The 11,802-nt window shown below is 64.1% G+C and carries 13 protein-coding genes; 2 read left to right on the top strand and 11 right to left on the bottom strand.

The genetic code is table 11. The annotated features are described in order from the left end of the window. Nucleotides 1–76 precede the first annotated feature (76 nt). The 9 genes from QZ269_RS10185 to QZ269_RS10145 all read right to left on the bottom strand — a co-directional run bounded on the left by QZ269_RS10185 (nucleotide 77) and on the right by QZ269_RS10145 (nucleotide 7,634). Entirely contained in the window at nucleotides 77–550 is a 474-nt protein-coding gene (locus QZ269_RS10185) for a DUF4288 domain-containing protein (protein ID WP_291426602.1), read from the bottom strand. Further along, entirely contained in the window at nucleotides 550–1,233 is a 684-nt protein-coding gene (gene rpiA / locus QZ269_RS10180) for a ribose 5-phosphate isomerase A (RefSeq protein WP_291426601.1), read from the bottom strand. The genes QZ269_RS10185 and rpiA overlap by 1 nt, the downstream gene beginning before the upstream one ends. Continuing rightward, nucleotides 1,230–1,727: a peroxiredoxin gene (locus tag QZ269_RS10175; RefSeq protein ID WP_291426600.1), complete on the bottom strand. Its 498-nt coding sequence runs from the start codon at nucleotides 1,725–1,727 to the stop codon at nucleotides 1,230–1,232. Before QZ269_RS10175 ends, rpiA begins: the two co-directional genes overlap by 4 nt. A 28-nt stretch (nucleotides 1,728–1,755) precedes the next feature. Then, nucleotides 1,756–2,184: a PaaI family thioesterase gene (locus tag QZ269_RS10170; RefSeq protein ID WP_291426599.1), complete on the bottom strand. Its 429-nt coding sequence runs from the start codon at nucleotides 2,182–2,184 to the stop codon at nucleotides 1,756–1,758. A 460-nt stretch (nucleotides 2,185–2,644) separates the two neighbouring features. Then, nucleotides 2,645–3,820: a peptidoglycan DD-metalloendopeptidase family protein gene (locus tag QZ269_RS10165; RefSeq protein ID WP_291426598.1), complete on the bottom strand. Its 1,176-nt coding sequence runs from the start codon at nucleotides 3,818–3,820 to the stop codon at nucleotides 2,645–2,647. A gap of 82 nt (nucleotides 3,821–3,902) precedes the next feature. Continuing rightward, complete coding sequence (gene dtd, locus QZ269_RS10160; protein ID WP_291426597.1) at nucleotides 3,903–4,352, bottom strand: D-aminoacyl-tRNA deacylase; 450 nt, start codon at nucleotides 4,350–4,352, stop codon at nucleotides 3,903–3,905. A 1-nt stretch (nucleotide 4,353) separates the two neighbouring features. After that, nucleotides 4,354–4,653, bottom strand: a complete 300-nt coding sequence (locus QZ269_RS10155; RefSeq protein WP_291426596.1) for a DUF1844 domain-containing protein — start codon at nucleotides 4,651–4,653, stop codon at nucleotides 4,354–4,356. 116 nt (nucleotides 4,654–4,769) lie between these two features. Then, entirely contained in the window at nucleotides 4,770–6,308 is a 1,539-nt protein-coding gene (locus QZ269_RS10150; RefSeq protein WP_291426603.1) for a gamma-glutamyltransferase family protein, read from the bottom strand. A 252-nt stretch (nucleotides 6,309–6,560) separates the two neighbouring features. Further along, nucleotides 6,561–7,634 carry a peptidoglycan bridge formation glycyltransferase FemA/FemB family protein gene (locus tag QZ269_RS10145; protein WP_291426595.1) on the bottom strand — a complete coding sequence of 358 codons (1,074 nt, stop codon included), beginning with the start codon at nucleotides 7,632–7,634 and terminating at the stop codon, nucleotides 6,561–6,563. A 91-nt stretch (nucleotides 7,635–7,725) separates the two neighbouring features. On the opposite strand from QZ269_RS10145, the gene QZ269_RS10140 reads away from it, so the two are divergent. Then, a complete protein-coding gene (locus QZ269_RS10140; protein ID WP_291426594.1) occupies nucleotides 7,726–8,931 on the top strand; it encodes a peptidylprolyl isomerase in 1,206 nt (401 codons plus the stop codon). 84 nt (nucleotides 8,932–9,015) lie between these two features. On the opposite strand, the gene QZ269_RS10135 is transcribed toward QZ269_RS10140, so the two are convergent. Further along, entirely contained in the window at nucleotides 9,016–9,624 is a 609-nt protein-coding gene (locus tag QZ269_RS10135; RefSeq protein WP_291426593.1) for a DNA-3-methyladenine glycosylase, read from the bottom strand. Between the two features lie 182 nt (nucleotides 9,625–9,806). Here QZ269_RS10135 and QZ269_RS10130 point away from each other — a divergent pair, with 182 nt between their 5' ends. Then, on the top strand, nucleotides 9,807–10,664 hold the full coding sequence (locus QZ269_RS10130; protein ID WP_291426592.1) for a DUF937 domain-containing protein: 858 nt from the start codon (nucleotides 9,807–9,809) through the stop codon (nucleotides 10,662–10,664). A gap of 557 nt (nucleotides 10,665–11,221) precedes the next feature. Here QZ269_RS10130 and QZ269_RS10125 read toward each other — a convergent pair. Further along, on the bottom strand, nucleotides 11,222–11,671 hold the full coding sequence (locus QZ269_RS10125) for a hypothetical protein (protein ID WP_291426591.1): 450 nt from the start codon (nucleotides 11,669–11,671) through the stop codon (nucleotides 11,222–11,224). Between the last annotated feature and the right edge of the window lie 131 nt (nucleotides 11,672–11,802).

Here is an 11,802-nt window from a genome sequence, read left to right as displayed (position 1 = left end):
CAAAGGAGGGGACTGAGGAAGGGGCGAACATTCTGGTAGAGTCGGGGAACGTCCCCGAGGAGCAGTTTTGTTGTCACTAACAGAAATTGTCCCCTATCGGGGACGATTTCTCATAAAGTTTGTCAGGCCGCCAGGGGTGAACGGTCAATTTCGACTGCGTTCCCAGGCACGCGCTGAACAGGTCGCGCAGCGCCCCGGCCAGCTCCGGCAGGTCGGCAGCGCTGAACAGGTCATGTTCCAGCGGCCCGCGCAGGCTGGACACTTCCCGGTAGGCCGCGAGATCACCAAACGAGCGGGTGTAAATGGGCCCTTCTTCTGGCGAAAACAGGTAGGCTTGCACGTCCACCACGCGCAAAAACCGTACCTCTACAGTTTCGCCCGCCGCGTTGTCGTAGCGCGTTTCCTGTTCGCGGCCCCGGCGCTCGGCGGTGTGCTGCGCCCCGTTCAGGTCTGCGGCCTGCACCAGCCAGAATTCTTCACTGTAGCTGGCGCTTTTGTCGCCCACCTGTGTTCCGAACAGCAGCAGGGCGACGAAAAGGCTGTCTGGCATTACCGCACCAGTTCCCGCACTCCGCCAGGCGCAGCGACAAAGGCCCGTTCGGCCATGCCCAGGAACAGCCCGGTGTCCACCACGCCCAGCGTGCCCTTGATGCGGCGTTCCAGCGCGTGTGGGTCAAACTGTTCGGGCAACTGCGCGTCGTAGATGTAGTGGCCGTTATCGGTTACGTAGGGCTGTGCGCCGGGCTGACGCAGACGGCCACCGGGCAAAAACTCGCGCAGACGCTCGACCGTGCTCAGAAAGCCGAAAGGCAAGATTTCGATGGGCAGCGGGGCCTTTTCGCCCAGCCGGGTCACGATCTTGGTGTGGTCGGCGATGATGATAAGACGCCTGGCCTGCACCTCGGTCATCTTCTCGCGCACCAGAGCGCCGCCCAGCCCCTTGATAAGGTCGAGGTTCGGCGCGATCTCGTCGGCCCCGTCGATGGCGATGTCGAAGGGTCGCGGGTCGAGCGGCTCGGTCTTGATTCCCACCTCGCGGGCCAGTTGCTCGCTGGCCTCACTGGTCGCCACCCCGACGATGCCGGTCAGTTCGCCCGCCGCGACCTTGCGCCCGAGTTCCTCGATGGCGTACTTGGCGGTGCTGCCGGTGCCCAGGCCCACGCGGTCGCCACTGTTGACCAGCCCCACGGCCCGCAGCGCGGCTTCTTTTTTCAGGGCTTCGAGACCGTTCACTTGGCCTGATCCTGCTCAAGAGCCTTGGCGACGGCGTCGGCGTGGCCCTCGACCTGCACGGCCAGCCACGACTTGACCAGTTTACCTTCCGGGTCAATCAGGAAAGTCTGGCGCTTGATGCCCTGCGTGACCTTGCCGTACAGGTTCTTTTCGCCCCAGCTCCCGATGCTTTTTAGGAACTCGGCGCCGTAGTCGCTGAGCAGCGGAAAAGGCAGGCTGAACTTCTCGGCAAATTTGCTGTGGCTCTCGGCGTCGTCGGCACTGACGCCCAGAATCGCCGCGCCGCGCGACTTAAGCAGCGCGTTGTCGCGGAAATCGCAGGCTTCCTTGGTGCAGCCGGGGGTGTCGTCTTTGGGGTACACGTACAGCACGACGTATTTTCCGGCGTAATCGCTTAGCCTATGCGTCTTGCCCCCGGCGTCGGGCAGTGAGAACTCGGGAAAGGCCTGGCCGGGTTGCAGGCGCTCAGGGTGCAAGGGGGCAGATTCGGTCATGCCTGTCAGTCTAACGCGGCCTGCCCACTCAGCCTTTGGGGTACAGCACCGCCTGGGTGCAGCGGAACAGCGCCATGAGCTTGCCCTCGGGACTGCGTACCTCGGCGTCCCAGACCTGCGTGGTGCGCCCGGCGTGGACGCTGCGGGCCTCGCAGGTGATGGTGCCCTCGCGGGCGGTGCCCAAGTGGTTGCTCTTAAGTTCGATAGTTGTGAAGTTCGCGCCCTCCGGCAGCAGCAGCCGCGTGCCGTATCCGCATGACGTATCGGCCAGCGCGATCACCGAGGCCGCGTGCAAAAAGCCGTTGGGCGCACGCAATTCCGGGCGCACAGTCAGTTCACTGCGAATCAGGCCACTTTTACCGTCCGTTTCGACATGGATAAACTTGACCCCGATCAGGCCGGGCAAAAACCCCTGACCACGTGAATTGAGTTCTTCCAGCGTCGGCAGTTCAGGCATCTGCCTCAGCCTAGCGCGGCAGGTTAGGTCAGACGAATGGCGGTTCAGCAGGGCAGGGTAAATGCAAAGTTCGACACGCGAGGGAGCTGCACTGCCCCAATTCCCCCCTCTGTCCCTGCGGGACATCTCCCCCACAAGGGGGGAGAGGGAGAAAACCACGTCGTCAACAACGAAATCCTATTCTTAATCATTACTTTCCGAATAGGCACTTAGAACTGAACCTTTGTTCCTCTTCCCACCTACTGCGCCACCACCTAGAGCAACGAGGGCCGTCGTGCCCGAAGGGCGCGGGCCTAGGAACCGTGACCAGACATTTCGTCTCCAAGACCCCGCCGGTCGCATCTTCCACGTTTGCCCGTCGCCTGCAACAGCATCCACCTCCCCAGCGGAGCGCCGCTCCCCCTGCCCCTCTGGGGTAGGGGGCTGGGGGGTGGGGCATAGACGCAAAACCCCCACCAACTCACCGAGGCCAGATCCGCCCAATCCAGTCCTGAGGATTCGTCCCTTCTCCCCGTACCCTCATTTCCAGGTGCAGATGTGGCCCGGCGCTAAGGCCCGTGGTGCCGACCAGCCCGACCTTCTGCCCGCGCACGACCCGGTCGCCCACCTTGACCAGCAGTTTGCTCTGGTGGAAATACATGCTGATGACTCCGTTGCCATGATCGATGGCGACCAGATTGCCGCGCACCGGGAACTTGCTGGCGATAACCACCGTGCCGTCGTTGACCGCGTAGACAGCGGTGCCCACGGGCGCGGGGTAGTCCAGGCCGTAGTGGTAGTTCACCGGCCCCCCCGCCACATAGGTGCGCGGCTGCCCAAAGCTACTGCTTACCGCTCTGGTGTTCAGCGCCGGGGCGAAAGGCTTGCTCCAGACCTGGGGCGTCCGCAGCTCATAGACGTTCTCGACGGTCTTTTCCTCGGCGGCGCGGCCTGGGTCTTTCAGCAGGCCACCGATTTTGGGCGGCAGGTTGAGGTGCTGAATAGGCTGGTCAAGGTTGGCGACCGGAATCTGCCCGCGCACCAGTTGATCGCCCAGTTTCACCTGATAGACCACCGGGGTCGTCTTGCCCAGCACCACGCGGCCCAGGATGCGGTACTCGCCCGCCGCGCCCACGGGTCTAAGAATCTCGTTGGGGCGGCGCACGTTTTCGCCCAGTTCGCTGGGAAAACTGACCGTCACGTCGCCTGCCCTGGGGCCCGAGAGCCGCATGACAAAGGCGTCGCCCATAACCAGCCGGGTGTTTGCCACGCTGATGTCCACGCCCTCGATGTGGGTGCCGGGCGGGGTCGGGACCAGTTGTTCGGGAGACAGGGCGTCGGGCAGTTTGGCAGCGGGCAGGCCGGTATTCACTGTGCTGATGGGACTGGCGCTAGCACTGCCCGCCTTCTCGTTTTTGGGGCTGGCAGCGGAAACCGGAGCGGCGGGCGCGGCAGCTTCAGCGGGGGTTCCGCTGAGCCGCAGCACCTGGCCCAGGCTGATGGTGTTGTCCTGGAGATTATTCAGGCGGCGCAGTTCGTCTACGGTTATGCCGTTGGCGCTGGCAACCGAGTAAAGCGTATCGCCCTTTTGTACGGTGTAGGCGCCAGCGACGCCCGTCAGCAGCGCGGCGGCAAGCAGGAACATTCTGCGGTTCATGTCCGACAAGATACGGGCTACAGGTGAGAACTGCGCCCGCGCTGCTGGCAGAGTCTCTCCAGCGTCCCAGACGGGCTCCGGACTACGCCTGTGCCTCGGTATCGAGCGTAATCGTCACCGGCCCGTCGTTGGTCAGGTCGATGACCATGTGTTGCCCGAAACGGCCCTCCCCGACGGGCAGTCCCAGCGCCCGCAGCGCCGCACTGAACTCGCCGTACAGTGTCCTGGCCTGCTCGGGCGGCGCGGCGGCGATGAAGCTCGGGCGGTTGCCCCGGCTGGTGTCGGCAAACAGTGTGAACTGACTGATGCTCAGTACCCCGCCGCCGATGTCCTGCACGCTGCGGTTCATCTTACCCGCGTCGTCGTTGAACACGCGCAACTTGGCGATCTTGGCCGCCAGCTGCCGCGCCGTTTCCGGGGTGTCTCCCGGCGCGACGCCCAGCAGCACCAGAAAACCAGGGCCGGTTTCGCCGGTCAGTTCGCCCTCCACGTGGCAGGTGGCGCGGGTGACCCGCTGCACTACGGCCCGCATCTTAGTTGTCGGCCATCGGAAGTTCGGTGTTGCTGGCTGGTGTGGCAGCCAGGCGTTCGCGCAGGCTGGTCACGGCCCCGCTTAGCAGGTCGGCCTCGGTAAAGTCCAGGTTGCCACGGGTTTTTTCGGCCAGCATGGTCAGCAGTTTCAGGCTGCTCTCGGCGGTCTGGCGGGCGCGGCTCTGGTCCAGCAGCAGGCCGTCGCGGGCGGCGCGGGCACTGGCGGCGTTCAGGTCGCCCAGCGCGGCCTCGGCGGTGGCCTGAAGCATGTTGACGAGTCCGACGAATTCGGGGTGAGACATGGGGGGAAGATAACAGGAAGGCGTGTGGCTTGGAACACGTGGCCTGTAAAGCCCCGTGCCACTGCCTGGGCTAGAGCCGCCTTTCTCCACAGGCAGCCCGCTACGCGCAAGTCCCCTCACCACACGGCGATATGCCCGTCTGTCCGGCTCTCCGTGCCGCCTTCAAGCACGCCGCTCACCGGGTCACGGCGGATCATCTGGCCCCGGCCAAAGCTGCCCGCACCGAGTTGTACCGTTACCTCATGGCCGCGTGCAGCGAGCTGGCGGGCCATATCTGCGTCCAGGGCGGCTTCCACCTCCACCTTTTTGCCTGTCAACCACTGCCAGCGCGGAGCGTCGAGCGCCTGCTGCGGGTTCATGCCGTAGCGCACGGTGTTTAGTACCACCTGCACCTGGCCCTGGGGCTGCATAAAGCCCCCCATGACCCCAAACGGCCCCACTGGGGCACCGTCGGCCTTGCCCAGAAAGCCGGGAATGATGGTGTGGTAGGGCCGCTTGCCCGGCTTCAGCGCATTTGGGTGCGCCGGGTCCAGGTGAAAGTTATGGCCCCGGTTGTGCAGCGCGATTCCGGTGCCCGGCACCACCACGCCGCTGCCAAAGCCCATGTAGTTGCTCTGAATCAGGCTGACCATCTGGCCCTCGGCGTCGGCGGTAGCGAGGTAGACCGTGCCGCCTGTGCTGGGGGCGTGGGTTGCCGGGTCGTGTGCCCGCTGCGAAATGTGTTCGCGGTGCGCCTGCGCGTTCTGGGCCGAGAGCAGGGACTCGACATCCACCGCCACATGGCGTGGGTCGCCAACATAGCTGTGGGCGTCGTGAAAGCCGCGTTTCATGGCCTCGATCTGAAGGTGCAGCCCGTCCGGGTCGTCGCGGCGCTCAGGCAGCTTCAGGCCCGAGAGCACCTTCAGCGCGACCAGCGCCGCGATGCCCTGGCCATTGGGCGGAATTTCGTAGACGCGGTGGCCGTCAAACTCGGTCCAGATTGGCGTGACCCATTCGGAGCGGTGCGCGGCGAGGTCGCTGGCCCGCAGCAGTCCCCCGGTGGCGCGTGCGTGGGCCTCTATAGTGGCAGCCAGTTCGCCCTCGTAAAAGGCCGCGCCAGAGGTTGCGGCAATCGCTTCGAGGGTGCGGGCATGGTCTTCGCTGCGCCACAGCGCCCCTGGACGCAGCGTCATGCCCTGCGGCGCGAAGACGCGAAACCACTCCTCCAGGATGGGCAGGTGCAGGCCCCGGTAAACGTCGGTGGCCTGCGCCCAGTTGGTCGCCAGTACGGGCGACAGCGCAAAGCCTTCGCGCGCGTAGCGGACGGCTGGAATAAGCACCTCGGCAAAGTCCAGGCGGCCAAAACGGGCGTGCAGGTCAGCCCAGCCGCGCACCGCACCAGGCACTGTTACGGGAGTCCAGCCGTACTTGGGCATCTCTTGACCGCCCAGCACGTCCAGATTCAGGGCTGCCGGAGCCGCGCCGCTGGCGTTAAGGCCGTGCAACCTACCGCCTGCCCACACCAGCGCGAAGTTGTCCCCACCCAGACCGTTGCTGGTCGGTTCGACCACCGTCAGGGTGGCGGCGGTGGCAATGGCCGCGTCCACCGCGTTGCCGCCCGCCTGAAGGATGCTCAGGCCCGCCTGGGCCGCCAGCGGTTGACTGGTCGCTACCATGCCACGCTGCCCGTAGACCGGACGGCGCACGACTGGATATTCGGGTGTAAAAGTCACCACCCCAGCATAAAGATTCTGGTCGGGCTTTTGTTTGGCGTGGCTTTATACGGACTCCGCTCAACTTCGCCGCGCCTGGAAAAGCGCCAGATGTGCCCGTGTCAGCAGCCCTACGAGTCCTTACCGGGAAACCCGTATGGGACTCGGCCCGGCCCCCACTTTCGCTAGAGTTCTATTGCGAAAAGTGCTTTAGGTTCACAGAACGTCGTCGGCGCTGCCGCGCTTGCGGATGTTGTTCCGGGTCTTGCGCCAGCGCAGCGCCCTTACGATTGCCGGGGCGACTGGGTTCAGGTTGAGGTCGTAGGCCGGATACCATACGCGCTGCTCGCTGAACTTCAGCTTCATCTTGAACACGCCGTAGCTGTGCTTGCTCTCATCGAGCACGCGTGGAATGCCCCAGAAGTCGAACAGTTCGTACCCCCGGCGCTTGGCGTCCAGCATGGCGTTCCAGTAAAAGGCATCGGGGGCCTTGCTGTCCTTGAAGGGCGTGCCGTCTTCCTGAAGGCGGTCGTCGCGCACGCTGCCGCCGAACAGGTAGTACGTTCCCTGGCCCATCGCTACGAAAAACCCGCCCGCCAGCGCCTTGCCCTGGTAGCGGCTAAGGACGATGTACGCCTCGCCGCCGTGCGCGTTGCCCTCGCGCAGCATCGTCTCGTAGTAGGCGCGGGGAAAGGCCCCCAGTTTGGCGCGTTCGTTGGTAGCGGTAAAAATCTCCCAGAAGGCGTCGAAATCGTCGTCGCGGCCCGCCACCACGCCCAGCTTTTCGGCGGTTCGCACGTTGCGCCGGGCCATGCTGGACAGTTCTTTCATCATCTGATCTTCGCTGCGGCGCAGGTCGGCAATGATGGTGTGTTCGGGCTGCTCGGTCACCGCGCGGTGAAAGGGGCCGAACGCGGCGGGCAGGTGGTCGTACGAGGCGTCCTCGGTGGCGTCGTAGGGCACAGGCGGCTCGATTTTCAACAGGGTATCGGTGGGGCGGGCCACCTTTTTCACGGCCTCGGCAAAGGCGGGCAGGTAGTCCAGCGATTCCAGCGCCGGGCCACGCGGGGCATACAGCGTGCTCAGGCCGGGCACCAGACGTTTGCGGATCAGTTGCACTGCGCCCACCGTGCGGCCCCCCTCGGTAATCAGGTAGCGCAGCGGTACCTGTCCCAGCACGCGCCGGGCCTCGCCGTAGCCCCAGCCCTGCAAGGCACTGGTAATGGGCAGGCTACTTACCGCGTCGTCGTACACGCGGGGGTCGTTCATTTCGGTCAGGGTCAGACGCACGGGGCGAATTGTATCAAGTGCCGCTGTGATGCGCCCCCGTACACGGCTTTCTCACGCCGTATCAGACCCGCACGCTAGAGTGAGTGCAGACATGAAAAACGTTCTCCTGACCCTTTTCCTGCTGACTGGCGCGGCCCTCACCCCGGTTGCGCTGGCCCAGACCACGGCCACCCCGGCAGCGCCCCAGCCGACGACCCCGGCCCTCACGACCCCCACCACTCCGGTGGCTGCTCCGGTGGCGCCCGCCACCCCTGCTGCTCCCACTGCTACGGCGCCCGCGCCTAAGCCAGCCGTTCAGCCCGACGAAAGCGCGGTGGTGGCCCAGGTCGGCGCCGAGAAGGTCGCGCTGGGCGAGTTCAACCGCGACTTCCGGATCGCGGCGGCCCGCATCGTGAACCAGCAGGGTATTCCCTTTGATGAAGCGGTTCTTAAGGAATTTGCCGTCGCCCGCCCGGATTTTCTTAAGCAGTACGCGCGGCAGCGGGGGCTGTATCAGCTCGCCCGCGCCAGCGTGAAGCCTGACCAGGCCGCCGTCAACGACCAGGTGGCCAAAGCCAGGGCGGATTTTAAGACCAACGCCGAATTTACCAAGGCGCTGGTTGCCACGGGCTACAACACCCCCGAGGTGCTGCGCGGGGCCGCCGAGCAGCAGAATGTCATCAACACTTATCTCGGCAACGTGCAGAAGAAGTTCAAGGTCAGCGACACCAGCGTCGGCAGCTATTACGCCCTGCACAAGTCCGCTTTTACGGCTCCTGCCCAGGCCTGCGTAAAGCACATTCTGGTGCCTACCAAAGCTGAGGCCGACAGCGTGGTCAAGAGCCTGTCGAGCGGCGGCAACTTTGCCACTCTGGCCCAGGCCAAGAGTCAGGACCCCGGCAGCGCGGCCAAGGGCGGCGACCTGGGTTGCCTCTCTGCCGGACAGACTGTCCCCGCCTTCGACAAGGCCAGCTTCAGCGGTCCAGTGGGCAAAACCCAGGTGGTGCAGAGCGAGTACGGCTGGCACGTCCTGGTCGTCACCAGGCGCACCCCGGCGGGGATTAAACCCCTCAAAGACGTCTCAGAGCAGATTCGTGACCAGCTCAGCCGCGACGCGGCCCAGAAGTACCTCGACTCGCAGATTGCCCGCCTGAATATCAAGACCTTTCCCGAACTAGTGGCTGTAGCGGCCCCCGCCGCTGTTCCGGCGACTCCTCTTCCGGCCAAGGCTCCAGCGGCTGTCCCAACTGCGCCCGCCCCAACTGCTCCTGTCCCGGCCACTTCCGTTCCAGCTGCTCCTGTTCCCGCTACCAAATAAACTTTCTCTGCGGTCTGGGACGCTCCTGGCGGTGGGGGCGTCTCATTTTTCTGCCAGATGCTTTCAGGAAGTCGGGTCGCCGCCCTACGCCAGTTCCATACTGGGGAGGGCAGGCGAGACCCAGGGATTTCCGCGCAGCACGAAACGCCACGGGAGGTTGCGGCCTTCTTTGATGCCGACCCGCGCCGTAACCAGCACCTGCTCTTCCGGGACAGGGGAGGCTGGGGGCAGCAGATGAAGTTCGGGACTGTCGGCCCGCGTGTGGCTGATTTTCATGGGCTCCAGGCCCAGCGCATAGACCAGTTTGGCCGGGCCATTGGTCAGGTGGCGTTCGCGGGTGACGGGGCGGTAGTCCAGCATTCTGCCCACGCCTTCTTGCGGCTCGATAGCGCGAATGAGGATGCTGGCCGCGATTCCTTCGGCGCGGCAGCTGACCTGGAGCAGCGGGTGACCGTGGGCGGTCCAGAACAGCCAGTGGCCCGGCGCAATGGCCATTTCCGCGCTGCGGGCGGCGTGAAAGCGTCCGGCGGTGCAGGCCGGGTCTCGCGAGCAGTCGTAAGCCTCGGCCTCGACCAGCTTGCCGCTGAGGCGCTGGCCTTCAGGCGTGATCCGCACCAGCGTGCCGCCCAGCAGTCGGCGGGCTAGTCGCACCGGGTCGGCATCGAAAAAGTCGGGTGGGAGTGGAACCGGCACATTCACAGTCTGCGGCTTTTATTAGGGGAAAAATAGAGTGGGCTAAGCAGCTCCCAGTTGCCGTTGCGCCTATCTGGGGCAAGTGCCCGAATCCGCTCCGGGGCAACCTCTACGTTTTCTGAACGCTTCACCAGCTTCAAAGGGTTAGGCTGGTTGCACTTCAATCCAAAGAGGAAAACATCATGATGGATATTTTTAATGCGCTTGGCGGAATAGACACGGCACAGCAGCAGCTCAGTCAGCAACTTGGTACCGACCCCCAGCAGACCGCTTCGGCCCTGGAGGCGGCGGTGCCCCTGCTGTTAGGGGCCATCACTCGTAACGCGACCACCCCGGACGGCGCAGCGGCCCTCGACAACGCGCTGAACGACCATAGCGGCGATACCCTAGGACTGTTTCAGCAGGGCCAGTTGCCCGACATGACCACCGGCCAGGGCATCCTGGGCCACGTTTTCGGCAGCCAGCAGAATTCCGCCGTCAACGCCGTGGCGCAGCGTGCAGGCATCAGCCCGCAACTTGCCATGCAAATTCTGATGATTGCCGCGCCGCTGGTCATGAACTATCTAGCCCGTCAGCGCGGTGGGCAGAGTCAGAGTGGTGGTCTGGGAGGCGACCTAGGCAGCGTGCTGGGCAGTGTCCTTGGTGGGAACATGGGCAGCAATATGGGGGGCGGCGTGGGCGGCGGCCTGGGAAGCATTCTCGGCAGCGTGCTCGGCGGCAATATGGGCGGCGGTCTGGGGGGCATGCTGGGCGGAATGCTCGGCGGCGGCCAGTCGCAGCAGGCGCAGGGGCCTACGCAGCAGGGCTACGCGCAGCCCGACTATCAGCAGCAGGGCAACGCGCAAAACGGCGGCAGCATGTTCCCTGGCTATACCGATAACAGCGGCGCAGGCAACAGTGGTCTGGGCAACGTGATGAACGCAGGCCAGCAGCCCCAGCAGCACGGCGGCGGCCTGCTTGGTACGCTGGAAAGTGCCCTGGGCGGCGGCAACTCCAACGCCCTGGAAGACCTGATCGGGATGTTCGGCGGCAAGCGCTGAGCTAAGGGCCGACAGAAATCCCCGGTAGCCTGGGCGCACCAGGGATTTTTACAGCTGTGTCCGGCAGTGTTGAGTCGGAATGCTTTTACGGACTGCCGATTGAAGCTGGTGACATACCAACAGATAAATCCGATTGGCTTCTCAGGACACGCTTGCTACAACCCGCTACGTTTTGTCCTGATGGGGCTGCCCGCCCCGAAATGCCTTGCGGCATGGGTTCCTCGTCTGAGACGGAAAGGCGGCATTTCAGCACAGGCTCTTTCTTCGGTTCCCACACGCATATTAGCACGCTTCAGCTTTCGCTTAGCCGTCCTTTGGACGGCGTGGGCTATCCATCCCAGGGTTAAAACCCTAGGCTTTCCGCCCACACCCTTTTCTGTAATTTCAGATTCAATTCAGGCCGAGGCGAGAAGGAAAAATACGCGTTTTGCGGTACAGGCGGTGCCCTCTTGCCCAAAACGGCTTCTTGGTCACAACGGCACCCGTATGGAGCCTGCCCGCACCCAGAATGGGGCCTGCCCGCGCCCCGCATGTACCAGAATTGAGCGGAATTCGTATTAGACGCTGATGCTGGCGCGGGGTTCCAGGGCGTAGAACGCGACCACGGCGACCAGGGTGCCGATCCAGCCGGGGGCACTGCCCAGTTGCAGGTCGAACACGCGGCCCAGGATGGTGCTGCCAAGCTGCCCGGTCAGGTGATCGCCATTTTGCTGCGCCACGATGTTCCAGCCCACGATGGGTTCGCCCATATAGCCGGTCACGCGGTCCACGCCACGCAGGGTCAGTTTCTGGTTGCCCACATTGCCCCTCAGCTCGCCATCGGTCAGCTCGATGAGCACGCTGTCGTCGCCCACGGTACCCTGTACGCCACGCTCGGTGATTTCCAGTTCGATGTCCTTGCCGTGTAACTTTCCGCCCGCGCGGCCCACGATTTTATCGCCGTCGATGGCGCAGCGGATATCGTATCCGTCTGCACCACCCAGGCGACCTTTAATGAGATCTTCCATAAGTTGAAAGTATAGCGGCTAAGCAGGTCAGCCGAGCAGAGCTGAAGGCTCATACAGGGCAACCGCAAAGTCAGCTTAATGTGAATGGGTGAATGATTCCTCGTCTCAGAAGGTAGATATTCCTAGTCTTA

This window comes from Deinococcus sp. (genome assembly GCF_018260405.1).
GTDB lineage: Bacteria > Deinococcota > Deinococci > Deinococcales > Deinococcaceae > Deinococcus.
The sequence above is the reverse complement of the archived record's forward strand: the minus strand, read 5'-3'. Positions and strand labels throughout refer to the sequence as shown.

Coding starts and splice junctions, on each gene's coding strand:
- QZ269_RS10185 (WP_291426602.1), bottom strand. CDS start 550: ATGCCAGACAGCCTTTTCGTCGCCCTGCTGCTGTTCGGAACACAGGTG.
- QZ269_RS10175 (WP_291426600.1), bottom strand. CDS start 1,727: ATGACCGAATCTGCCCCCTTGCACCCTGAGCGCCTGCAACCCGGCCAG.
- QZ269_RS10170 (WP_291426599.1), bottom strand. CDS start 2,184: ATGCCTGAACTGCCGACGCTGGAAGAACTCAATTCACGTGGTCAGGGG.
- QZ269_RS10165 (WP_291426598.1), bottom strand. CDS start 3,820: ATGAACCGCAGAATGTTCCTGCTTGCCGCCGCGCTGCTGACGGGCGTC.
- dtd (WP_291426597.1), bottom strand. CDS start 4,352: ATGCGGGCCGTAGTGCAGCGGGTCACCCGCGCCACCTGCCACGTGGAG.
- QZ269_RS10155 (WP_291426596.1), bottom strand. CDS start 4,653: ATGTCTCACCCCGAATTCGTCGGACTCGTCAACATGCTTCAGGCCACC.
- QZ269_RS10150 (WP_291426603.1), bottom strand. CDS start 6,308: ATGGTAGCGACCAGTCAACCGCTGGCGGCCCAGGCGGGCCTGAGCATC.
- QZ269_RS10140 (WP_291426594.1), top strand. CDS start 7,726: ATGAAAAACGTTCTCCTGACCCTTTTCCTGCTGACTGGCGCGGCCCTC.
- QZ269_RS10130 (WP_291426592.1), top strand. CDS start 9,807: ATGATGGATATTTTTAATGCGCTTGGCGGAATAGACACGGCACAGCAG.
- QZ269_RS10125 (WP_291426591.1), bottom strand. CDS start 11,671: ATGGAAGATCTCATTAAAGGTCGCCTGGGTGGTGCAGACGGATACGAT.